General features: G+C 51.0%; 23 protein-coding genes. 5 read left to right on the top strand and 18 right to left on the bottom strand.

Translation table 11 applies throughout. The features are described from left to right. Window positions 1-16: 16 nt before the first annotated feature. From hemB to dapC, 7 genes are all read right to left on the bottom strand, one after another. Window positions 17-1,024, bottom strand: coding sequence for a porphobilinogen synthase (hemB, locus tag HRU73_RS11400; protein ID WP_287398755.1), 1,008 nt, complete (start codon window positions 1,022-1,024; stop codon window positions 17-19). A gap of 144 nt (window positions 1,025-1,168) precedes the next feature. Further along, a complete protein-coding gene (yihA, locus tag HRU73_RS11395; RefSeq protein ID WP_287398754.1) occupies window positions 1,169-1,837 on the bottom strand; it encodes a ribosome biogenesis GTP-binding protein YihA/YsxC in 669 nt (222 codons plus the stop codon). Window positions 1,838-1,855: 18 nt separating this feature from the next. Beyond that, window positions 1,856-2,626: a type III pantothenate kinase gene (locus tag HRU73_RS11390; protein ID WP_287398753.1), complete on the bottom strand. Its 771-nt coding sequence runs from the start codon at window positions 2,624-2,626 to the stop codon at window positions 1,856-1,858. A 10-nt stretch (window positions 2,627-2,636) separates the two neighbouring features. Then, window positions 2,637-3,650: a biotin--[acetyl-CoA-carboxylase] ligase gene (locus HRU73_RS11385; RefSeq protein ID WP_287398752.1), complete on the bottom strand. Its 1,014-nt coding sequence runs from the start codon at window positions 3,648-3,650 to the stop codon at window positions 2,637-2,639. 165 nt (window positions 3,651-3,815) lie between these two features. Beyond that, window positions 3,816-4,169: a metal-binding protein SmbP gene (locus HRU73_RS11380; RefSeq protein ID WP_011112924.1), complete on the bottom strand. Its 354-nt coding sequence runs from the start codon at window positions 4,167-4,169 to the stop codon at window positions 3,816-3,818. 179 nt (window positions 4,170-4,348) lie between these two features. Next, complete coding sequence (dapD, locus tag HRU73_RS11375; protein WP_276679535.1) at window positions 4,349-5,170, bottom strand: 2,3,4,5-tetrahydropyridine-2,6-dicarboxylate N-succinyltransferase; 822 nt, start codon at window positions 5,168-5,170, stop codon at window positions 4,349-4,351. A gap of 24 nt (window positions 5,171-5,194) precedes the next feature. After that, window positions 5,195-6,397: a succinyldiaminopimelate transaminase gene (gene dapC / locus HRU73_RS11370; protein ID WP_281871281.1), complete on the bottom strand. Its 1,203-nt coding sequence runs from the start codon at window positions 6,395-6,397 to the stop codon at window positions 5,195-5,197. 100 nt (window positions 6,398-6,497) lie between these two features. On the opposite strand from dapC, the gene HRU73_RS11365 reads away from it, so the two are divergent. Next, a complete protein-coding gene (locus tag HRU73_RS11365) occupies window positions 6,498-7,379 on the top strand; it encodes a DMT family transporter (RefSeq protein ID WP_287398751.1) in 882 nt (293 codons plus the stop codon). A 32-nt stretch (window positions 7,380-7,411) separates the two neighbouring features. Here the strand turns inward: HRU73_RS11365 and HRU73_RS11360 are convergent, their stop codons facing one another. Both HRU73_RS11360 and HRU73_RS11355 read right to left on the bottom strand, forming a co-directional pair. Next, window positions 7,412-8,443, bottom strand: coding sequence for a hypothetical protein (locus tag HRU73_RS11360; RefSeq protein WP_276818688.1), 1,032 nt, complete (start codon window positions 8,441-8,443; stop codon window positions 7,412-7,414). Then, window positions 8,443-9,879 carry an MBOAT family O-acyltransferase gene (locus tag HRU73_RS11355; protein WP_287398750.1) on the bottom strand — a complete coding sequence of 479 codons (1,437 nt, stop codon included), beginning with the start codon at window positions 9,877-9,879 and terminating at the stop codon, window positions 8,443-8,445. Before HRU73_RS11355 ends, HRU73_RS11360 begins: the two co-directional genes overlap by 1 nt. A gap of 284 nt (window positions 9,880-10,163) precedes the next feature. Here HRU73_RS11355 and HRU73_RS11350 point away from each other — a divergent pair. Together HRU73_RS11350 and ahpC are read left to right on the top strand one after the other, a co-directional pair. Beyond that, window positions 10,164-10,962 (top strand): IS5 family transposase gene (locus tag HRU73_RS11350; protein WP_502709294.1). Its coding sequence is split into 2 segments (ribosomal slippage): window positions 10,164-10,436 and window positions 10,438-10,962, totalling 798 coding nucleotides; the frame shifts between segments, so codons are not numbered across the junction. Between the two features lie 124 nt (window positions 10,963-11,086). Continuing rightward, on the top strand, window positions 11,087-11,650 hold the full coding sequence (ahpC, locus tag HRU73_RS11345; protein ID WP_011112928.1) for an alkyl hydroperoxide reductase subunit C: 564 nt from the start codon (window positions 11,087-11,089) through the stop codon (window positions 11,648-11,650). Here the strand turns inward: ahpC and HRU73_RS11340 are convergent. Continuing rightward, on the bottom strand, window positions 11,647-11,796 hold the full coding sequence (locus tag HRU73_RS11340) for a hypothetical protein (RefSeq protein ID WP_159445012.1): 150 nt from the start codon (window positions 11,794-11,796) through the stop codon (window positions 11,647-11,649). The genes ahpC and HRU73_RS11340 overlap by 4 nt on opposite strands. Between HRU73_RS11340 and HRU73_RS11335 the strand changes: the two genes are divergently transcribed. Further along, complete coding sequence (locus tag HRU73_RS11335; RefSeq protein WP_287398748.1) at window positions 11,795-12,334, top strand: CNP1-like family protein; 540 nt, start codon at window positions 11,795-11,797, stop codon at window positions 12,332-12,334. The genes HRU73_RS11340 and HRU73_RS11335 overlap by 2 nt on opposite strands. Window positions 12,335-12,349: 15 nt before the next feature. Here the strand turns inward: HRU73_RS11335 and HRU73_RS11330 are convergent, their stop codons facing one another. The 4 genes from HRU73_RS11330 to HRU73_RS11315 form a co-directional block, all read right to left on the bottom strand. Continuing rightward, window positions 12,350-13,135: a slipin family protein gene (locus HRU73_RS11330; RefSeq protein WP_011112930.1), complete on the bottom strand. Its 786-nt coding sequence runs from the start codon at window positions 13,133-13,135 to the stop codon at window positions 12,350-12,352. A gap of 1 nt (window position 13,136) precedes the next feature. Further along, window positions 13,137-14,570: an NfeD family protein gene (locus HRU73_RS11325; protein ID WP_287398747.1), complete on the bottom strand. Its 1,434-nt coding sequence runs from the start codon at window positions 14,568-14,570 to the stop codon at window positions 13,137-13,139. Window positions 14,571-14,574: 4 nt separating this feature from the next. Then, a complete protein-coding gene (locus tag HRU73_RS11320) occupies window positions 14,575-15,177 on the bottom strand; it encodes an NUDIX domain-containing protein (protein ID WP_276818692.1) in 603 nt (200 codons plus the stop codon). A 195-nt stretch (window positions 15,178-15,372) separates the two neighbouring features. After that, window positions 15,373-16,287: a Tim44 domain-containing protein gene (locus HRU73_RS11315; protein ID WP_287398746.1), complete on the bottom strand. Its 915-nt coding sequence runs from the start codon at window positions 16,285-16,287 to the stop codon at window positions 15,373-15,375. A gap of 93 nt (window positions 16,288-16,380) precedes the next feature. Between HRU73_RS11315 and HRU73_RS11310 the strand changes: the two genes are divergently transcribed. Then, on the top strand, window positions 16,381-17,247 hold the full coding sequence (locus HRU73_RS11310) for a YicC/YloC family endoribonuclease (RefSeq protein ID WP_287398745.1): 867 nt from the start codon (window positions 16,381-16,383) through the stop codon (window positions 17,245-17,247). A 169-nt stretch (window positions 17,248-17,416) separates the two neighbouring features. Here HRU73_RS11310 and HRU73_RS11305 read toward each other — a convergent pair whose 3' ends face one another. The 4 genes from HRU73_RS11305 to mnmG form a co-directional block, all read right to left on the bottom strand. Then, window positions 17,417-18,250, bottom strand: a complete 834-nt coding sequence (locus HRU73_RS11305) for a ParB/RepB/Spo0J family partition protein (RefSeq protein WP_276678250.1) — start codon at window positions 18,248-18,250, stop codon at window positions 17,417-17,419. Between the two features lie 51 nt (window positions 18,251-18,301). Beyond that, window positions 18,302-19,066, bottom strand: coding sequence for a ParA family protein (locus HRU73_RS11300; RefSeq protein ID WP_011112936.1), 765 nt, complete (start codon window positions 19,064-19,066; stop codon window positions 18,302-18,304). Window positions 19,067-19,131: 65 nt separating this feature from the next. After that, a complete protein-coding gene (rsmG, locus tag HRU73_RS11295; protein WP_281871271.1) occupies window positions 19,132-19,776 on the bottom strand; it encodes a 16S rRNA (guanine(527)-N(7))-methyltransferase RsmG in 645 nt (214 codons plus the stop codon). After that, complete coding sequence (gene mnmG / locus HRU73_RS11290) at window positions 19,751-21,670, bottom strand: tRNA uridine-5-carboxymethylaminomethyl(34) synthesis enzyme MnmG (protein WP_287398744.1); 1,920 nt, start codon at window positions 21,668-21,670, stop codon at window positions 19,751-19,753. Before mnmG ends, rsmG begins: the two co-directional genes overlap by 26 nt. Between the last annotated feature and the right edge of the window lie 32 nt (window positions 21,671-21,702).

Here is a 21,702-nt window from a genome sequence, read left to right as displayed (position 1 = left end):
AGCAAGCAGTCCGGTTTCAGGCGCGTTCCTGCAGCCAGCCGGCCACTTCCACCGCAAAATACGTCAGAATGGCATCTGCACCGGCACGTTTACACGCCAGCAATGCCTCGGTAACACAGGCTTTTTCATCCAGCCACCCGTTCATGGCAGCCGCTTTCAGCATGGCATATTCACCACTCACCTGGTAGACGAAGGTAGGAACGCCCAGCTCATCCTTGACCCTGCGCACGATATCGAGGTAAGGCATGCCGGGTTTGACCATGATCATATCCGCACCTTCCTGAATATCCAGCCCCGCTTCCCAGAGGGCTTCATCCGAATTGGCCGGGTCCATCTGGTAGGTGTATTTATTACCAGTCCCCAGCGTAGCAGACGAGCCGACTGCATCCCGGAACGGGCCATAAAAACTGGAAGCATATTTGGCTGAGTAGGCCAGTATCCGGGTATGGATAAACTGGTCACGATCCAGTACGGCACGAATGGCGGCTACCCGCCCGTCCATCATATCGGAAGGCGCCACGACATCTGCACCCGCCTGGGCATGTGACAATGCCTGCCGTTCCAGTACACTGACCGTTTCATCATTCAGCACATAGCCGTTTGCGTCGATCAGACCATCCTGACCGTGGCTGGTATAGGGATCGAGCGCCACATCGGTGATCACCCCCAGTTCGGGAAAACGTTTCTTCAATTCCTTCACCGTGCGAGGCACCAGGCCATCGGGGTTATAGGCTTCATCGGCAGTCAGATTTTTCAGGGAAGCATCGATCACCGGGAAAATTGCCAGGGCAGGGATTCCCAGACGCAAACATTTTTCGGCCTGGAGCAGGAGCAGATCAATACTTTGCCGGACAACCCCGGGCATCGACGCCACTTTCTCTTCGCGATTACTGCCATCCAGTACGAATACCGGATAAATCAGATCATCTGGCCGCAGATGATTTTCCCGGACCAGACGGCGGGAGAAATCATCCCGGCGGTTACGGCGCATTCTTTTTTGTGGAAACTGGCTGAAAAAGGTCATGTTTTATTTATCAAAATAAAAAAATTGATACATCGTGGAACTAAATTCATTTAGTCCATTCTTATAGACAGGTGGTTGGTAATTACCACCTCTCGCCTTCCCTCCCTGAGGCGAGGCCTTACAAGCAAGGCGATTCTCCCCGGCTCAATCCCCTTTAGCCGGGGTTTTTTTTTGCTCGCTGATTTCACCGTTCTCCTGCTGTACGCTGGCATGGCCAGCATCGAACCAGTTTTGCAACAACTGCGAAGCTTCTTCCACGCCCGCGGCTTTCAGGCTGGAAAAAGTCTGGACGGTACAGTGAGGGTAATTGGCAGTCAGAAACTGCCTGACTTCGTTCAATGCCACCAGTGCTCTGCTTCTGCTCAGTTTGTCCGCTTTAGTCAACAATACATGAACCGGTTTTTTCGTCTGCCTGAACCAGTCCAGCATCTGCAGATCAAGCTTTGTCAACGGATGGCGTATATCCATGATGAGTATCATACCGTACAATGATTGCCGGGTTTGCAGATAGGAACTCAGCAAATGCGACCAATGCTGTCGGATAGCCAGCGGTACTTGTGCGTAACCGTATCCTGGCAGATCGACCATGAAGCGTTCCGCGCCCAACTGAAAGAAATTGATGTGCTGTGTTCGGCCAGGCGTTTTACTGACGAAGGCAAATCGTTCTCTTCCCACCAGTGTATTGATTGCGCTCGATTTTCCGGCATTGGAACGTCCGGCAAAAGCAACTTCAACTCCGGCCGTCTGCGGCAAATCCTGCAAACGGTTGACTGTCGTATAAAATTCAGCATGTCTGAAAAGCGGGTGTGTCATGATGCATCGTCCTGATATTTAACGGGTTGCCGGTATCTCTGCTTGCGCCCCGGCGATAATGACCAGCCCCTCCAGTACCAGATCATCGACAATCTGGTGAGGGATATGTATATGAGGAGCCAGCAACGCCGCGCCACCACCCGTCAGGATGGTTTCTACAACCATTTGTTTTCCCGTGTATTCGGAAAGCTGGTCATACATTCGCTCCACTGCGCCGGTCAGTGCCTGAATCATCCCGCTATACAGGGCGTTTCCGGTATTGATCGGGAAATTCTGGAAACTACCGGATAGTGGCATGGAAAATATTCCGGCACGATCTGCCAATGCCTGTCTCATGGTATCCGGGCCAGGCACAATGACGCCGCCCAGAAATTCACCCGAGGCAGACAAAGCATCGACCGTCATGGCAGTGCCCACATCCACGACCAGACATGCCTGTTGTAACCGGTGCCATGCAGCAATCAGTGCTACCCAGCGGTCGCAGCCCAATTGCGCCGGGTTGCTGTAACGGCTGATGACACCACACTGACGGGCACTGGCTGTGGCCCACTCCAGGTGTACATGCCATGGCGCCAGCAATGCCGTCAAATCATCTGCCGCCTGTAATCCTGCCACATTGGCAATCAGAATGGAGGCAGGTGCTGGCAACGCAGTCCAGTTTTGTTTCAGCATCCTGCGTTCGCTTTGTAATGTCTTGCCATGCGCCAGCCACTGTCGACCGTCATGTAATCCCCATTTGATGGCGGTATTACCCGAATCAACCGCCAGCAGCAAAGAAGATGTATTCAACCCGCAAACCTTAATTGAATGGGCTGGAATGTTCTGCCAAATCGCGCAGAGAGATTTCTCCGCTTCTCAACTGTACGACACCTGTCGAAGTATCGACCAGTAAAGCACCATCCGCTGCAACACCGATTGCCACCCCATCTCTGACAGAATCATCTGCGAAGCTGACCTGCACCATTTTGTCCTGATAGGCATGGTAACGTGTCCATTCCTCTACGAAAGGCTCAAAGCCATGTCGTTCAAATGTATCGAGCACCCTGGCCAGCTCTTTCAGTAAAACCGCCAGTAACTGATTCCTGTCCGGCATTTGCCCGGTGATACTGGTGATATCGGTTACCTTCTGATCGATCCGGGCTTTTGTAACGCCGGAAAGCCTGAGATTCAATCCAACACCAATAACCACGGTTCCCAGACTCAACATATCTCCGTGCAATTCGATCAGCACGCCTGCCAGCTTGGCGTGGGAACCGGATAACACATCATTCGGCCACTTCAGCGCAATGTCACGAATACCGAGCGATGTCAGTGCGCGGACAATGGCCACACCTACTGCCAGACTTAGCCCGGAAAGAGTATTTACCGGACATTGTGACGGCCACAACACAGAGAAAGTCAGGCTGTCTCCCAGGCCTGATGACCATGAACGTCCACGGCGTCCGCGTCCTTGTGTCTGTAATTCCGTGACCAGCACCTGCTTGATTCTGTTGGCGGAAATGCCCTGCTCAACCGCACGCTGCAGCAGTAATGAATTGGTCGATTCGACCGCTTCCACAATTTCTATCTGTATGGAATCCGCGTATTCAGCAAGATGCTGGTGTATTTGTTCGCTATCCAGCCATTGAACCGGATTCAACCAGCGATATCCCCGACCAGGAATTTTATGTATGGTCAGGCCGTAACTTTCCAGATCCCGCAGCGTGTTGGATATACTGGAACGAGAAACTTTCAGCGCCTGGCCCAAAGTTGTACCGGAGTGGTAATTGCCATCGCTCAGCATTCTCAGGATGGCAAACGTAAGCTGCCTCATATCGAATTTCCGGTTGGATTCATGGGTACTTCTGATTTATCCAGCTCCAACAATCCTGCTTATTTCCGCCTGGTATGCCCTATAACAAAAAAAGCGGATAACTCCGCTTTTAGCTGGCTGATGTGCCTTTGATAAAGCTTACCAAAGGCACATCCGTTTGATAATTTAGTGCGATTTATGTTCGGATGCACGCAAGTGCTCGATAGCTTCTTGCGCATGTTTGGTAGCAACACCGACATGGCCTTCCTCACCATGCTTGATAGCATCTTCCAGATGTTTGATTCCATGACCGACATGCGTATTACCACCTGCTTCACTGGCAGCCTTGGCATGTGTCAGACTTTCTTTTGCATGTTCCAGTAACTGGTCAGTATGGCCTTCTTTACCATGTGCCACAGCTTCCTCGGCATGCTTCACTGCCTCGTCCACGTGAGCAGTATGTCCGCTCGCATACACCTGCATGCTCAAAAACAGTGCGGTAACAGAGGCTGCAATCACTTTTATCAGGGTTGTTTTCATAATAGCTTCTCCTCTTATATTAGTTGCTCAAGATGTATGAATTTCCTGTAACAACACGGCGAATACGCAGGGAAAAAGCCAACTGATATCACACCCTGCCAGACTTTCCGTAAAATTCATACAATCGTTCTTATATCACAGATCATTGCCAACAGATAGTATTGCTCTGATGTCAATGATCAGATACCACGCAATAACTCATTGATACCTGTTTTAGAGCGGGTTTTGGCATCGACCTGTTTCACAATCACCGCACAATACAGGCTGTAGCGGCCATTTTCAGCCGGCAGATTTCCGGAAACCACCACCGACCCGGGAGGGATACGACCATAAGTGATTTCACCGGTGTCGCGGTTGTAAATCTTGGTACTCTGGCCAATGTAAACCCCCATTGAAATCACCGAATTCTCGCCAACGACGACACCTTCGACAATTTCGGAACGGGCACCGATAAAACAGTTGTCTTCAATAATCGTAGGACTTGCCTGCACCGGTTCCAGCACCCCGCCGATACCGACGCCACCGGAAAGATGAACATTTTTGCCGATTTGTGCACAGGAGCCCACAGTTGCCCAGGTATCCACCATGGTACCTTCATCCACATAAGCCCCGATGTTCACATAGGATGGCATCAGTACCACATTACTCGCGATGAACGAACCCTTGCGAACAGCGGCTGGCGGAACCACGCGGAACCCGCCATCACGAAAGTCGCGTGAGCTGTAATCTGCGAACTTGGATGGAATCTTGTCGAAATAGTTGGAAAATCCACCCTTGATGAAACTGTTGTCTTCCATGCGAAAAGACAGCAGGACTGCTTTTTTGATCCACTGATGAACGACCCATTCACCATTGATTTTTTCAGCCACCCGCAGCTTGCCGGTATCAAGCATATTGATAACCTGGGCAACCGATTCCTTCAGGTTGGCTTCGACATTCCGGGGGGTAATTTCAGCGCGCCTTTCAAAGGCATTTTCGATGACAGCCTGTAATTGCTCCATGTGACTCCTAAAAAAATAATCAGATCAGAATTTTCTGGCAATGTCCCTGATTCGCTCCATTGCTTCCATGCATTCCACCACGGGTGCAACCAGTGCGATCCGCACGAAATCTTCACCAGGATCCATACCGTGCGCCTCTCGTGCCAGATAGCTGCCGGGCAACACGGTCACATTTCCTTCACGATACAAACGCCTGGAAAACTCGATACCACTGACAGGTGTTCTCAGCCATAAGTAAAACCCCGCATCCGGCATACTGACAGGCAGAGTGTCCCCCAGTATGCGCATGGCGCCAGTAAATTTCTCATAGTACAGCTTGCGGTTTTCAGCCACATGCTGCTCATCACTCCAGGCAACGGTACTTGCTGCCTGCACAGCCGGATTCATGGCACTACCATGATAGGTGCGATAAAGCAGAAATTTCCTGAGAATGGTCGCATCTCCCGCTACAAAACCGGAGCGCATTCCCGGTACATTCGAACGCTTGGATAAACTGCTGAACACGACCAGACGGGGAAATCCGCTACGCCCGAGTTTTTCGGCCGCCTCCAGCGCACCCAGTGGGGGATGGCCCTCATCGAAATAGATTTCTGAATAACATTCGTCTGCAGCAATCACAAATCCATAACGATCGGACAAATCGAACAGATGCTTCCATTCATCCAGAGTCAACACTTTGCCGGTAGGATTATTAGGGGAACAAATGTACACCAGTTGTGTGCGTTCCCACACCGTATCGGGTAACTGTGCAGTATCTGCCGAAAAATTGTTTTCCGGCAGCTGGTTGAGAAAATAGGGCGTTGCCCCCGCTAGCAATGCAGCCCCTTCATAGATTTGATAAAAGGGATTCTGGCAAACTACCGCTGGCTGAATAGCTTTGTGATCGGTATCGATAACCGCCTGGGCAAATGAAAATAACGCTTCCCGGCTGCCATTGACCGGAATGACCTCGGTATCAGGATCGATGGCAGACAAGTGATAGCGCTGCGCGAGCCAGGTTGCGATGCTGGCTCTCAACTCGCCAGCCCCGAGTACTGTGGGATAATGTGCCAGCCCTTCGAGGCTGTTGATCAGCTCCTGCCTGATAAATTCAGGGGTGCTGTGCCTTGGCTCACCAATATGCAAACCGATAGGAGTCGGCAGGGAATCCCTTGGCACGAGATCCTCAAACAACTTGGTGAGTTTCTGAAACGGATATAACTGAAGATTTTCCAGTGAAGGATTCATACTTTCTCAAGATTGCCCACAAGAACTATGCTTGCGGAAGGTACGCTTCCAGGAAGGCAGTAAAAATGGTAAGCGTTAATTATAAAGGGCACAGGGAACCTTGACCAAACAAAAAAAATTACTGCCGGTAGCCAGCCTGCTGCTGGGTGCTGCCATCTGGGGAGTAGCCTGGTATCCCTACCGCTTACTGGAACAGGCAGGTATGCGTGGTGAATTGTCTACCACACTGGCTTATTCCATTGCGCTGCTGATTGGCCTGATTCTGTTTCGAAGACAGCTCCGGATTTCCGAAATACTTAACCCTGCCGCCGGTATTTTGTTCTGGATCAGCCTCAGTGCGGGTTGGACCGGCATCGCCTATGTACTCGGAATCATCCACGGAGAAGTCATGCGGGTACTGCTTCTGTTCTATCTGGCACCGCTATGGACTATCCTGTTTTCACGTATCCTGCTCCAGGAGCGGCTGAGCAGGCAGGGTTACGCGATCATTCTGTTATCCCTTGCAGGTGCTCTGCTTCTGCTCTGGCAACCGGGAAGTAAATTACCACTACTCGCCTCTTATGGTGACTGGATGGGGTTATCCGGCGGACTTGCCTTTGCACTGACCAATGTCCTGATTCGCAAGGACCAGCAGCACGGCATTCAGCTAAAGTTGCTGGCCGTTCTCTCCGGCACTGCCTTGACCGGATTTGCCGCAACATTGCTGATGGAAAGTATTTCCGATATAACTCATTTGCATACCCACGCATGGCTGATACTGGCAGGTATAGGCGGACTGGTGTTTTTTCTTTGCATATTGCTGCAATACGGAATGACTCATATACCAGCCAACCAGGCTATTGTGATCATGCTGTTCGAACTGGTGGCCGCAGCCATCGCTGCTTATTTTCTGACGAATGAATACCTGACAGGAAGAGACTGGGCTGGCGGACTCATGATTGCCTCCGCCAGCCTGTTTTCTGCGCGAGTCAACCGAGATTGAGCAGCAATTGCTGCCCAAGACATTTGTTTATTTCACATTGGTGCATCTCTGAGGATTACTTTAGCAATGACCGCATTTGCCCGTGCATTCCAGTGTCCATCGTAGGGACCGACACGCATTTCCAGGCCGGTCAAATCTGAATATTGTTTCAGATCCCGAAATGGATGAACCACCGTAATGCCCGCTGCGATCGCCTGTCTGTACACTGACTCAAGTGCGGGATCGATGAATTCATCGTCGCGATCCAGGTGATCAAGCCGTGGATCGATTACAACACCCACTTTTATCGAACTGAAACTCGAGAGTTCCCGGAAAAACCGTTCGATGACTTCGTCCTCTACCGACGAAAGAGATGTGCTGGAAGATTTACCAGCTATTGTAACTATACTTGTTTCTACGTTTGGCAAGGCAGGCCGACTGATGCTTTCGATCAATGCCTTGGGTGACAGACGGAGTACACCGACAAAGTATTGCAGTAACGCGGAGCGTGCGAGAATATCTCGTAACGGATCACGAGGGGGTTTCTTTTTACGAAGAAGTTCGCCGTCGATATCCAGACAGACATCCGTATAGGCAGCGTGCTCGCAGAGGCTTTGGCGGACATCTGCGCGCTCGACAACGATCCAGAACTTCCTGATGTCCAGCTTATCGTATGCAAATCTGACCCGTTCGAGATAGTCGAAAAGGCTGCTGCCGGGAATCCCCAGTGAGAAAACAGGAGCGCCATTACGTTTATTTTCGAGCTGCATTGCCAAACGATCCGATGGAGTGAGCATAGATTGCTCGACCAGACTGTCTCCGATCAGTGCAACCGCGTTGGAGGATAGTGAAAAAGGACGATCAGGAATGAACCCAAACTCGTTCGAACGTTGCTGTTGTGGATTAAGAAAGGCCCATCCGGTAGCGCTCTGGAATTCGAAATTTGGCGGATAGGTACTTATAAGCGGATCGATGTATTGGCCCATTCGAGTGGCGGTTGGAGTGGGCAGGATACGTAGGACCAGTTCTATGGCGATTAGCGAAGCCAGGGAACCGAGTATCAAGAGCAGAATTTTGCGCAACATTAGAAGTTGAAGTAGATGAATGGACTCGTACTGGTACGCAGCTCGTTTATAGTTATAAGTGCCGTTATCATGGTAACGGCTGCACCGGTACTGAACCAGGCGACTGAATGAGATTGCATACAGATCCTAAGGTGTCGATCAAACAGATTGTTTGAATTCATTGGTAATACTGCAACCAGACTCCATGTCAGAATCAACCAGAGACCACGAGACGTGTCGAGCCCGGCATTGAACAAAATCTTCGGGAAAGAGTCGGTGTCCACAATCGAGAACATGGCTGACAGTATGGTGCTGGCCGACGTAAAGTCAACAGCGCGAAAGAATACCCAAGCCACGATGACGGCAAGCATCGTAATCAGCCAGGCTACCAGTACAGTTGCGGTACGGGGCAGAAGGCGGGCAAGATATCGTGTGAACACGTTACCAACACTATGGTGTGCCACCAGATAAAGTCCGTGCAGACCTCCCCAGACCACGAACGTCCAACTGGCACCATGCCAAAGACCACCGAGCAGCATGGTCACCATAAGATTGATGACGCGCCGCAAGTTTCCGTGGCGATTACCGCCGAGTGGAATATACAGATAGTCGCGCAAAAAAGCTGACAGGGTCATGTGCCAGCGACGCCAGAATTCGGAGATGTTAGTGGCGCGATAGGGCGAGGCAAAATTGAAGGGCAACCGGACTCCGAAGATCATAGACAAACCTACGGCCATATCAGAATAACCTGAGAAGTCAAAATAGAGTTGCAGCGTATAGGCAACTGCCCCTATCCAGGCTTCGAACGCGGTTGGCGAGTAACCGGCTGCCGTAGCGTCAAATACCGCATTAGCATAAGGAGCAATACCATCTGCCAGCACGATTTTCTTGATCAGACCCAATGCGAATAATCCGAGTCCCGCAGCTATCTTTGCTATTTGAGGCCGATAGATCTCCGGATCAGCAAACTGAGGCATCATCTGTGCATGATGCAGAACTGGCCCGGCGATCAAGTGCGGAAAGTAGGTAACGAACAACAGATAGTGGATAAACCGGTACTCGCGCGTCCCTTTGGTAAAGGTATCAACCAGAAACGCGATCTGCGTGAAGGTGAAGAACGAGATTCCGATGGGCAGGATTACCTCGACTACCGGCAAGTTCAGGACAGTAACCGTTCGCAGCGTATCGAGCAGAAAATTTGCGTACTTGAACCAGGATAGTAGGCCAAGATTAAAGATCAGGCCAAAAATCAGTGCGATGCGCGCTGATTTTTCACCGGGGCCGCCGGCCCGGTCACGCAATCTGCCTATAATAACCCCGAATCCGTAGTTAGCAATAATCGAAACGAGCAGCAGTACAACATATTCCGGCATCCAGTAGCCGTAGAAGTATACCGAAGCGAGCCCGAGCCAAGCCGCCGCCACGCGAGGAGCACGGCCGAGCAAAAAGAAGCCCATTGCAACAATCGGCAAATATAGGAAGGAAAATAAGGCAGATGTGAAAAGCACTGGAAAGAATAAAAAAATAAAAGGCAGAAAATTTAATTAGCTGCCCAAAGGATTCTTCACAAAAATCTATTAAAAACGGACTGATAACTTAGTTCTTCTTCAGGAGAGAACAAAATATACACTCAAGCTGCATTATGTGTGCAAGTCGTTTCTTGCATCCTGCGTTTAAGTTTGACAGGTTGCCAGTCTAAGAACCTGTTTACGATCTTTTTGTTATCCCTGATAATGCATGGATGAAAAGAATCGAGTATGCCAGCGATATCAGTAGAGAGAAGTTTGCCGAGATAGAGCTGCTATTGCGCAGCGTACGACGCAGGACCAAGCCCACGAAGGTGGATCTGTACGAGGTGTTCTGCGCGGTGCTGTACCTGCTGCGCACTGGTTGCCAATGGAGATTCCTACCCGGAGAGTTTCCCAAGTGGCAGAGTGTATATGCTTATTGGAGCAAGTGGAGTGAGCCCGACCAGTACGGCGTGAGCGTATTGGAGCGGGCACTCAAAAAATCAGGTTGGCGCGGTCCGAGAGAAACAGGGGCGCAACGTTTGCAGCGCGCTCTTGATCATGGACGCGCAGAGCGTGAAAAACACAGACACGGCCGACCAGAAAGGTTATGACGCTGGCAAGAAGGTATCGGGTATCAAGCGCCATATCGCTGTCGATACCCAGGGTTTGCCGCATGCTATTGCGGTGACGACGGCGGAAGTGACTGACCGTAAAGGTGCATTGCAAGCTCTGGAGCGCTGCAGGCTGGGCTTGGGGCAAGTACAAAGTTTGCTGTGCGATAGTGGCTATACTGGAGAACCATTCGCTGAAGGCGTGCGAGAAATTCTGGGCGAAGCTGTCACGGTGCAGATTGCCAGGCGCAGTGAACTGCATACCTTCAAAGTTATGCCCAAACGCTGGATCGTCGAGCGTAGTTTCGCCTGGCTGGAGAAGAGCAGAAGATTATGGAAAAACTGCGAGCGTAAGCTCAACACCAGTCTGCAGTTCATTCATCTGGCTTTCCTGGCATTACTACTTAAAAGATCGTAAACAGGTTCTAAGAAAGATTCCGTGTATATTCGACCGTATTCATTGGGCTGGACTAATCGAGCGCAGCGCCTTAAACTTCTGTCGAAGCTATCATTCTGAGTCAATTACATAAAAGGAAACGGCAATGTCACTGATTAACACTACTGTTAAACCGTTCAAAGCAACTGCATATCACAATGGCGATTTTGTCGAAATCACGGATAAAACCTTGAAGGGCAAATGGTCGGTCATCGTTTTCTACCCGGCTGATTTCACCTTTGTCTGCCCGACCGAGCTTGAAGATCTGGCGGACAACTATGATGAATTCCAGAAGATCGGGGTTGAAGTCTACGGTGTTTCAACAGATACACATTTCACGCACAAAGCTTGGCATGATACTTCCAGCGTGGTTCGTAAGGTTCGTTATCCACTGGTAGGCGATCCAACCAGAGAACTGTCCCGCAACTTTGATGTGCTCATTGAAGATGCAGGTCTGGCGCTGCGCGGCAGTTTCATTATCAACCCGGAAGGCGAGATCAAGGCATTTGAGGTTCAGGACAACAATATTGGCCGTAATGCTGCTGAACTGTTGCGTAAAGTCAAGGCTGCGCAATACGTCTCAATGCATGAGGGTGAAGTTTGTCCGGCCAAATGGACAGAAGGTGCTGCCACACTGAAACCGTCAATCGACCTGGTTGGCAAGATTTAAGATTCCTGCCCCATTCTGTCTGTCGATATTGGCCGGTGATATTTCTTCTTTGCGGGAAATATCCCGGCCGGTTTTATTTTATCGGCTACCTTCACCACGACCGGTAACCACTGGTTTGCTTTTTCTTCTCCCCATTGTGAAGCCATGTATCAAAAATTCAACAAGCCAGTAAACGCTGCCCTGCATCTGATTCTGGTCTTGAGCATTACTGCCTGTGCCAGCCAGAACAAATTTTTTGATACGCTCGATTACAATAAAGACTGGGAAACGATTCAATCCAACCTTCCTGCTTATCCTCAACCGGAAAACCTGCTGGAGTTCGATTCTGGTCCTGCTACCAGTCTGCGCTATTTCATCGATGCCAAATCCATCAGTGTCGATGAAAAACGTGTGATCCGGTACAGCATAGTGATCCAGTCGCAGCAGGGCGCAAACAATGTTTCGTACGAGGGGCTGCGTTGCGAAACACGTGAGAGAAAACGCTATGCGACCGGTAACAACGATATCCGCAGTTGGGTGCGTGCCAATACCTCTGAATGGCAGCCACTGGAAGCAGTCGCTCAGTTACGAGCTCAGCGAGAGCTGGCAAAATACTACTTCTGCCCGCGCGGACTGGTCGTAGGCTCTCCCGCAGAGGCTGTTCGCGCGCTCAAAGCTGGTGTGCACCCGATGGTGATTCGTTAATCATCATCTCCAGCTTCACTTGCTGGTCGGGTTGTCAGATTGTTCTTCAGTCATTTTCTGCAGGATCGTCAGAAGCTCGATCGGCAGCGGAAAAACAATCGTGGAGCTTTTCTCACCTGCAATTTCGGTGAGTGTTTGCAGATAGCGCAGTTGCAGTGCTTGAGGCTGATTTGCAAGGACTTGTGAGGCTTCGAGTAAATGATGTGATGCCTGTAATTCGCCTTCCGCATGAATGACTTTGGCACGGCGTTCACGCTCAGCTTCAGCCTGTCTGGCAATTGCCCGTACCATCGTTTCGTTGAGATCGACGTGCTTGAGCTCAACATTCGATACCTTGATTCCCCACGCCTCAGTCTGCTCATCCAGAATCAACTGAATATCGGAATTGAGCTTATCCCGGCTGGCCAGCATTTCATCCAGCTCGTGCTGCCCCAGTACAGAACGCAAGGTCGTTTGTGCCAACTGGCTGGTCGCCATGTTGTAGTCTTCAACCTGGATAATAGCTTTTTGTGGATCAACCACACGAAAATACAGCACGGCATTGACCTTGACTGAAACATTATCGCGCGAGATGACATCCTGAGCAGGCACATCCATCACGATAATGCGCAGATCAACTCGCACCATGGTTTGAACGGCAGGGATCACAATGACCAGACCTGGCCCTTTGACCCGCCAGAAACGTCCCAGCATAAATACGACACCCCGTTCATATTCTTTCAGCACCTTGAGTGAACTGGCGAGGAAAAAGATGGAAAAGGTCAGAATAAGCGTAATGACAGATACGGTATCAGTGTACATATCAATTCTCCGTTGCATTCATCGTATGATCGGGTTGGCATGGCTCCACTTCCAGCAGCAGGCCCCGCATAGCTGTAACTTTGATCCGCTGCCCGGGTGACAATGGCGTATTGGTACGGGCACGCCATCGTTCCCCATGAACCCGCACCCAACCTTCCTGATCAAAACTTTCCAGTACTTCACCCGTACTATGAACGAGTTCTTCACTACCTGAGACTACCGGTTTTTTTCTGGATTTGAGCACCATACCGAACACCAGCATGAAAAATCCGGCCGACATCAGCGTAAACGTGGCGATCAACGGGATCGAAATACCGTAATCAGGCACTTCTGTGTCGATCAGCATGATCGATCCGATGACAAAAGCTGCAATGCCGCCGATACCCAGCGCACCTACACCCGGTAGCAAAGCCTCTGCCAGCATAAAGGTAATCCCGAGCAGAATCAGTGCCAGACCGGCATAGTTGATCGGCAAAACCTGAAAGGCAAACAAAGCCAGTAACAGACTGATGGCTCCAACTACACCGGCTACAATCGTTCCGGGTGTAGTAAATTCCAGAACCAGACCATAGAAACCAATCAGCATCAGGATGTAGGCAATATTAGGGTCGGCGACCACTGCCAGCAGGCGAGTGCGCCAATCCTGCTCGATGCGCTCCAGTGCCAGAGACCGGGTAGATAATTTGACTTTTTCTCCGGACAAATCGACTGTACGTCCGTCTATCCTGGCCAGCAGATCACTCACATCATCTGCCACCAGATCAATGACATTTTTATCGAGTGCTTCGGCAGCTGTCAGACTCACCCCCTCACGCACGGCCTGCTCTGCCCAATCCGCATTACGTCCGCGCATCTGGGCAAGCCCGCGGATATAAGCGACAGCATCATTGATAACTTTTACTGTCATGGCATCCTGCCTGTCGGATTTATCGGGCTGCTCACCCTTAGGCTGGCTGTCAGGTACTTCCGGCTGTGAGGCCAACGTATTCATCTTTACCGGTGTGGCGGCGCCCAGATTGGTAGCAGGCGCCATTGCTGCAATATGGCTGGCATACAGAATATAGGTTCCGGCACTGGCAGCACGTGCACCACCAGGCGCAACGAAGCTTACCACCGGTACCGGAGAAGCGATGATTTCCTGAATGATTTTGCGCATCGATACATCCAGACCACCCGGTGTATCGATCTGAAGAATAATTACTTGCGCTCGCCGTTCGGCTGCTCTGGACAGCCCGCGCTGAATGTAATCCTGCATGGCTGGGCCGATTGCCCCATTGACATCCAGCCAGACAGCAATATTGCCGGTATCACTCTTTGCAGTACTGACAGTATCAGGAGATTGTGCGAACAGTATGCCTATCCATAGCAGACATACCAGCAGCAAACCGTATTGTGTCTGGTAAAACCTGGCGGATTTACGGACACACATACGCATATTCTTATTCCGGCAGCCAGCGCCGCCGAACGGAATCGCGATTCAGGGCAAGCCATTGCAGCGCAATGATGGCACTGGCAGAGTTGATCCGGCCAGTACTCAACAGTCTGATGGCTTCATTCAGAGGCATGACATGCACCTTGATATCTTCATCTTCTCCATGATTGCCATAAACGGCACCGGCTTCAATCATTTGCATATCGACCCGGCCGCAGAACAGAACGATTCGCTCAGTAGTACCACCGGGGCTGACCAGATAATCGTACAGCGGAATCAGACTACCGATTTGGCAATTTGCTTCCTCTATCGATTCTCTTGCAACCACCTGTTCGGGTGTTTCATTGGCCTCGATCACCCCCGCCACGATTTCCAGCAGCCAGGGACCGCCGGGTGCAGATATTGCGCCGGCACGAAACTGTTCTATCAGCAATACTTCATCCGTTTGCGGATCATAAGGCAATACTGCTGCCGCATGTCCCCGTTCAAACAACTCGCGTGTGATCGGTCGTCCCCATTCACCATTGAATTTACGATGGCGTAAACGGTACCGTTCCAGGCGGAAAAAACCCTGAAAACAAACGGTCTTTTCCAGTACGTCGAAATCCATTTACAGAGTCCGGGTGGTGTACTGCCTGCAACCTGGTGCCATTCCCGATTGCGGACAGATAAAATACGATTCGAATTGGAATTAGTCCGGGCGTGCTGATCGATCAAGTTGCCAATCGTGGTGAACAAATGGATGAAAACTGCAAATCTGTCACGCCCCCCGGGATGACTGATCACCATGACACGCCCGTTATCCTCAGTGCTTCAGGTCTTCTGCCTGCTGAATACCAGCCAGCAACCAGCCGGAATCAGATGCTGCCAGATCTTTTTCAACGTGCCAGATTTCATCGAAGGGCTCCGGCTGTGCATTGGGAGTATCTCTCAGCTCACCGGTAAAACGGACGCTGGCAATCGCGTGATTACCCTGATTCGTCACATCCAGCAAGGCCGCATCAACAAAAATCACATCGGTCTGCTGCGCCATGTTTCCACGCTCAGCAACCTGTTTACTGATTTCGGCAAACAGATCAGGTGTGGTATAGGCGCGGATTTCTTCCAGATCTCCAGCATCATGAGCTAACTGCAAAGCGATGAATGAACGTTTGGCCTGTTTGAGGAATGATTCAACATCGAAATCAGCGGGAATATCAGGCGCATCAGTGCTGGTGGACTGCCTGTCATAACTGGAACCCGTACCACCTGCCGGTGCCGATGTATCCCGATTCGGGAATGGAACACCTCCCATCCCTCCTGCTCCTGCACCGGAATACTGCATTGGCCGCTGGGTTTGTCTGCCGCCGGCAGATCCACGCATCATGCGTATGATGAAGAATATGGCGGCAGCTATGCCAACCAGTACCAGAATATCCATCATGTTGATCCCGTCAAAAGCGCCGCCCATGAGCAGAGATGCCAGCAATCCTCCTGCAGCCAGTCCGGCCAGAGGGCCGAGCCACTTGCTGCCACCCGCAGCAGGAGCAGCCTGTGAAGCGGGTGATGCCGCCTTTCCAGATTGCGGAGCTTGGGGAGCAGCCTGCTGCTGCCGGTTGAGATTGATTGACTGGCGCTGTTTTCCGACACTGCCGCCACCTCCCATACGCCGAGCTTCGACATCAAGTGCTGTCAGACCAAAGGCAAACAGGGCTATGGCCAGAAATGTTAATATCCGCATTATGACTACCTCCAAGAATCAAAAACACAATTTAAGGGCCGAGTATAGCATCAACCCGAATGGCACTGGACAATCCACCGGGTGGAAAAGTTCATGATTGCAAGCATGACGGGTTACGCAGCAGTCTCTCGGGAAATTCCGCAAGGATCACTGGCTTTGGAACTGCGTTCAGTCAATAATCGCTATCTTGACCTGCAATTTAGACTACCTGATGAGCTCCGTGCACTTGAATCCGAAATGCGCGATTTTCTCGGTAGTGGACTGACGCGGGGAAAAGTTGATTGTCGCCTGATTTTTTCATCTTATTCAAACAGTTACCGTCAACAGCGACTGGACCGTGATCTGTTGAAAGACTTGCAGATCATGAGCGATGAAATCAAGTCTATTTTTCCTGCTGCAGGCGATTTTTCCGTTGCTGAAATTCTGCGCTGGCCTGGCGTACTCGATAGTGACCATATTTCGATCGATGACTTGCGTACCCCGTGTATGGCACTGTTACAAACTGCTCTACAGGAACTCGTCTCCGCCCGGAAGCGCGAGGGAGAAAAGCTGCAGAACCTGTTGTTGGAACGTGTACAACGAATGCGTCAACTGGTATTGGATCTGTTGCCGGGGTTGCCTGCTATTCTGGCCAGTTTTCAGGAAAGATTACTGAACAGTTTGAAAGCAGCCGGGCTCGATGAAAAGGATGAACGTATCCGGCAGGAATTCACCCTGTTTGCCAACAGAGTCGATGTAGACGAGGAGCTGTCACGCCTGCAGGGACACCTGAACGAATTCGAACATATTCTGCTTGCCGGAGGTGTCGTCGGCAAACGGCTCGATTTTCTGACACAGGAACTCAATCGGGAAGCCAATACGCTGGCCTCCAAGTCAGTGGCGAGAGAAGTCACGCGAATAGCGGTGGAAATGAAAGTGCTGATCGAGCAATTGCGCGAGCAGATCCAGAATATTGAATAATTCAGAAACCTGACGATTGCCAATCCCCTTGGGAACCTCTGAAAAACGTCAGCGAGGCAGTTAGTTCAAGACAAAAATCGGCGAGAAATCGGAGTTTATACATGATAAAGAGCATTTCGAGCTGACTTTTAACACAGAAAGGCAACACAGGTAGTTTTTCAGAGGCTCCCTAGAATTTTGCCAGTATGCCGTCAAGCTGCTCCAGACTGGCATAATGAATAACGACATTGCCAGTCCCTTTTTTCCCGGGTTTGATAATGACATTGGCACCCAGCCGGGCAGAGATATCTTCCTGAAGACGTAACAGATCCCGATCCGGGAATGACCGTTTTTTTACGGAAGGCATCTCATTCATTCGCTTGAGCAGATTTTCGGTTTCACGTACGGATAACTGCTTTTGTATGATCAGGTGCGCGACTTCCAGCTGCTTGCCGGCATCCAGCACAAGCAGGGCACGTCCGTGCCCCATATCGATTTTTCCCTGCATGATCAGGTCCTGCACGGGCGCAGCCAGATTGAGCAGGCGCAGCAGATTTGAAATTGCACTGCGGGAATATCCCAGCGCCTGCCCGGCAGTCTGATGAGTCATGCCGAATTCCTCGATCAACCGTTGTATTCCCAGTGCAGCTTCCAGCGGGTTGAGATCTTCGCGCTGGATATTCTCGATCAGAGACAGAGCCAGCGCGGATTCATCCGGCACCTCGCGCACGATTGCCGGAATCTGTTCCAATCCTGCAATTTGTGCGGCACGCCAGCGGCGTTCCCCGGCAATGATTTCATAGCCGCCCATCATAAGGGGACGCACCAGTATCGGCTGCATGATTCCCTGCGCCTTGATCGATTCAGCCAGATCATGCAAAGAGGCTTCATCCATTCTGGTTCGAGGCTGGTATTTACCGGATTGCAACAAACCCACATCGAGATTCTGCAGGGAATCCGTTTCCGGAGGATTGCCTGCTAATAATGCATCCAACCCTCTTCCCAATCCTTTTGGTTTTACCATGGTCACTGTATCAAATCATTAACATCGATGGATTCCTGATCGGATTATCGATCAGTTGGCGGTTGCCAGAATTTCATTGGCCAGCTCAAGATAAGCCTGGGCCCCCCGAGATTGTTTGTCATGATAGAGCACCGGCAAACCAAAACCAGGCGCCTCGGCCAGCCGAATATTGCGTGGGATGATCGTCCGATATACCTTGTCGCCAAAATGCTGCTTCAATTGATCGGATACTTGCTGTGCCAGCAGGTTGCGCGGATCAAACATGGTTCGCAGCAGACCTTCTATTCTGATCGCAGGATTGAAGCCCGTTCTCACTCTTTTGATGGTGTTGACCAGGTCACTCAGCCCCTCCAGCGCATAATACTCGCATTGCATGGGGATGATAACGGCATGCGCCGCACACAACCCGTTCAGTGTCAGCAAATTCAGTGCAGGAGGGCAGTCGATCAGAATGAAATCATAGTCTGCCTGAATCACCTGCAGGGCCTTCTTCAGGCGGGATTCACGCTGCTCCAGCGCCACCATTTCCACTTCTGCGCCAGCCAGTTCCTGATTGGCCGGAAGCAAATCGTATTTCCCCGGTTTCGTTGATAAGCGAACTTCGGCTGCTACCTGTTCACCCAGTAGAATCTGATAAACGGTACGATCCAGCAGGCGTTTGTCCACGCCACTTCCCATAGTCGTATTACCCTGCGGATCCAGATCGACGAGCAGTACCCGTTTGTCAATACTTGCCAGGCTGGATGCCAGATTGATGCTGGTAGTCGTTTTGCCCACCCCTCCCTTCTGATTGGCTATGGCAAATATTCTGGTCATCAGGTTACGTTTCTGTATTTTCGGTGGACTTGCGGGAGGATTTTATATATGCCATCCGACAATCCTCATCCGGGCTGATATCGGATCACAACCAAATGCCGCTTAGCTTTCAGCCCGGGTACGGTGACGGCAACAATCTTCTCAACGACAAATTCCGGGGATAACTGCATCAGCTCCATATCCGGAAATTCCCCCTTCATGGCGATGAAGCGACAGTGATCGGCATTGCTCTCACTCAGGTGTTTCGACAGGCTCATGAAGCGTTCGAGACTGGAAAATGCGCGTGAAACAACGGTATCCACTTTGTTTTCCAGCTTTATTTTTTCCACTCGTCCCTGTTTGACCGAGATATTTGGCAACTCCAGTTCGAGCACGGCTTGCAACAGAAAAGCAGCTTTTTTCTGATTACTTTCCACCAGGGTTACCTGCCATTCGGGACGTGCCAGCGCCACCGGGATACCGGGAAAGCCGGCACCGCTGCCGACATCGACGATACCTGGCCCGCTGACATGCGGCAAAATGACCAGGCTGTCCAGCATGTGACGGGTAATCATCGATTCGGGGTTTCTGACCGAAGTCAGATTATGTGTACTGTTCCATTTCGCGATAAGCTCGATATAGCGCAACAACCTGCTGCACAAATGCCCTGTGTCCGCGGACAATTCCGGAATTGCTTCCAGACCGTCATGCAACTGTTTTTCCAGATTCATGCATTTCTTCCCGTTTGACTGCCTGGCGTGCCATGCCACGCTTCAGATGTACCAGCAGTAAGGATATGGCTGCTGGTGTAATGCCGGAAATCCGTGCTGCCTGGCCTATCGTTTCCGGCTGATGCTGATTGAGTTTCTGCGTTACTTCGTTGGAAAGCCCCCGTACAGCACGGTAATCCATATCTTTTGGCAGAATCATGGCTCCATGCTGCGCATGGCGAACGACTTCCTGCTTCTGCCGTTCTATGTAACCTTCGTATTTGACATCGATTTCCACTTGCTGAGCAACCTGGCTGTCAATCACGGACTGGCCCTTATCGGATAGTGATACCAGTTCTGCATAACCGATTTCGGGGCGCCGCAACAGATCATACAGCGAATATGAACGATCGTCGGCTGGCTGATCCGGTGTTTGTAATTTACTCAAGGTGCCGGGAGAAATCCAGGTATTACGCAGTCTCGTTTTCTCTGTTTCTATGGCTTCACGCTTGGCGGCAAAAGCCTGCCAACGTTCTTCGCTTACAAGGCCCAACCGATAACCGGTTTCGGTCAACCGCATGTCAGCATTATCTTCTCGTAATTGCAAACGAAATTCCGCTCGGCTGGTAAACATCCGGTAAGGCTCCGTGACGCCACGGGTAACCAGATCATCAACCAGCACACCAATATAAGCCTCGTCACGACTCGGACACCAGGGTTCCTGCTCCTTTATTTTGAGGCTGGCATTCAATCCGGCAAGCAAGCCCTGGGCAGCGGCTTCCTCGTAACCGGTGGTGCCATTGATCTGACCTGCAAAAAACAACCCATCGATCACTTTGGTTTCGAGAGATTTTTTGAGCGTACGCGGATCGAAATAATCATATTCGATTGCATAGCCCGGTCGGGTGATATGTGCATTTTCCAGCCCTGCGATGGAGCGAACCAGCTCGACCTGCACATCGAAAGGAAGACTGGTCGAAATTCCATTCGGATAAATTTCGCTGGTTTCCAATCCTTCCGGTTCCAGGAAAATCGTATGCGCATCTCTCTCAGAGAAACGCACTACCTTATCTTCGATCGACGGACAGTAACGCGGTCCGATACCTTCTATTTTCCCGGTATATAGCGGAGAACGATCCAGCCCTGTCCGAATGATTTCGTGCGTCCTTTCATTGGTGCGAGTCATCCAGCATGATATCTGCCGGGGATGCTGCGTGATATTACCCAGGAACGAAAAGACCGGCACCGGCTCATCTCCCGGCTGTTCGCGCAATATCCGGAAATCAATGGTGCGTGCATCAATACGTGGCGGTGTACCGGTTTTGAGCCTTCCGACCGACAGATTCATTTCACGCAGACGATGAGCAAGCTTGATCGATGCGGGATCACCCGCTCGCCCGGCCTGAAAATTCTGATGACCGACATGCGCCACGCCACCCAGAAATGTACCCACCGTCAACACCACGGCGCGCGCAGAAAAAGTCATGCCGAGATGCGTGACGACACCCGTAATTTTGTCACCATTCAGCAGCAAATCATCGACCGTTGACTGCAATATCAGTAAATTGGATTGGGCTTCCAATCGCTTGCGAATAGCCTGACGATACAGCACACGATCGGCCTGTGCACGGGTTGCACGTACAGCCGGACCTTTGCTTGAATTGAGTATCCGGAACTGGATACCGGCTTCATCAGTTGCCGCAGCCATAGCACCACCCAGCGCATCGATTTCTTTAACCAGATGACCTTTGCCGATTCCTCCGATCGATGGATTGCACGACATTTGTCCCAAGGTATCCAGATTTTGTGTCAGGAGCAGTGTTTTCTGGCCCATACGTGCAGCAGCAAGAGCGGCTTCTGTTCCAGCATGCCCGCCACCCACGACGATGATGTCAAAGTCTTTCGAGAAATGCATAAATATCAGACTGCTGATTTAACAGCACGACC

Source organism: Nitrosomonas sp. H1_AOB3, assembly GCF_015709435.1.
Lineage (GTDB): Bacteria > Pseudomonadota > Gammaproteobacteria > Burkholderiales > Nitrosomonadaceae > Nitrosomonas > Nitrosomonas europaea.
The sequence above is the reverse complement of the archived record's forward strand: the minus strand, read 5'-3'. Positions and strand labels throughout refer to the sequence as shown.

Bases quoted from the DNA above. Each gene is read 5' to 3' on its own strand.
- hemB (WP_287398755.1), bottom strand. From the start codon at position 1,024: ATGACCTTTTTCAGCCAGTTTCCACAAAAAAGAATGCGCCGTAACCGC.
- yihA (WP_287398754.1), bottom strand. From the start codon at position 1,837: ATGACACACCCGCTTTTCAGACATGCTGAATTTTATACGACAGTCAAC.
- HRU73_RS11385 (WP_287398752.1), bottom strand. From the start codon at position 3,650: ATGAGGCAGCTTACGTTTGCCATCCTGAGAATGCTGAGCGATGGCAAT.
- HRU73_RS11380 (WP_011112924.1), bottom strand. From the start codon at position 4,169: ATGAAAACAACCCTGATAAAAGTGATTGCAGCCTCTGTTACCGCACTG.
- dapD (WP_276679535.1), bottom strand. From the start codon at position 5,170: ATGGAGCAATTACAGGCTGTCATCGAAAATGCCTTTGAAAGGCGCGCT.
- dapC (WP_281871281.1), bottom strand. From the start codon at position 6,397: ATGAATCCTTCACTGGAAAATCTTCAGTTATATCCGTTTCAGAAACTC.
- HRU73_RS11360 (WP_276818688.1), bottom strand. From the start codon at position 8,443: ATGTTGCGCAAAATTCTGCTCTTGATACTCGGTTCCCTGGCTTCGCTA.
- HRU73_RS11355 (WP_287398750.1), bottom strand. From the start codon at position 9,879: ATGGGCTTCTTTTTGCTCGGCCGTGCTCCTCGCGTGGCGGCGGCTTGG.
- ahpC (WP_011112928.1), top strand. From the start codon at position 11,087: ATGTCACTGATTAACACTACTGTTAAACCGTTCAAAGCAACTGCATAT.
- HRU73_RS11335 (WP_287398748.1), top strand. From the start codon at position 11,795: ATGTATCAAAAATTCAACAAGCCAGTAAACGCTGCCCTGCATCTGATT.
- HRU73_RS11340 (WP_159445012.1), bottom strand. From the start codon at position 11,796: ATGGCTTCACAATGGGGAGAAGAAAAAGCAAACCAGTGGTTACCGGTC.
- HRU73_RS11330 (WP_011112930.1), bottom strand. From the start codon at position 13,135: ATGTACACTGATACCGTATCTGTCATTACGCTTATTCTGACCTTTTCC.
- HRU73_RS11325 (WP_287398747.1), bottom strand. From the start codon at position 14,570: ATGCGTATGTGTGTCCGTAAATCCGCCAGGTTTTACCAGACACAATAC.
- HRU73_RS11320 (WP_276818692.1), bottom strand. From the start codon at position 15,177: ATGGATTTCGACGTACTGGAAAAGACCGTTTGTTTTCAGGGTTTTTTC.
- HRU73_RS11315 (WP_287398746.1), bottom strand. From the start codon at position 16,287: ATGCGGATATTAACATTTCTGGCCATAGCCCTGTTTGCCTTTGGTCTG.
- HRU73_RS11310 (WP_287398745.1), top strand. From the start codon at position 16,381: ATGATTGCAAGCATGACGGGTTACGCAGCAGTCTCTCGGGAAATTCCG.
- HRU73_RS11305 (WP_276678250.1), bottom strand. From the start codon at position 18,250: ATGGTAAAACCAAAAGGATTGGGAAGAGGGTTGGATGCATTATTAGCA.
- HRU73_RS11300 (WP_011112936.1), bottom strand. From the start codon at position 19,066: ATGACCAGAATATTTGCCATAGCCAATCAGAAGGGAGGGGTGGGCAAA.
- rsmG (WP_281871271.1), bottom strand. From the start codon at position 19,776: ATGAATCTGGAAAAACAGTTGCATGACGGTCTGGAAGCAATTCCGGAA.
- mnmG (WP_287398744.1), bottom strand. From the start codon at position 21,670: ATGCATTTCTCGAAAGACTTTGACATCATCGTCGTGGGTGGCGGGCAT.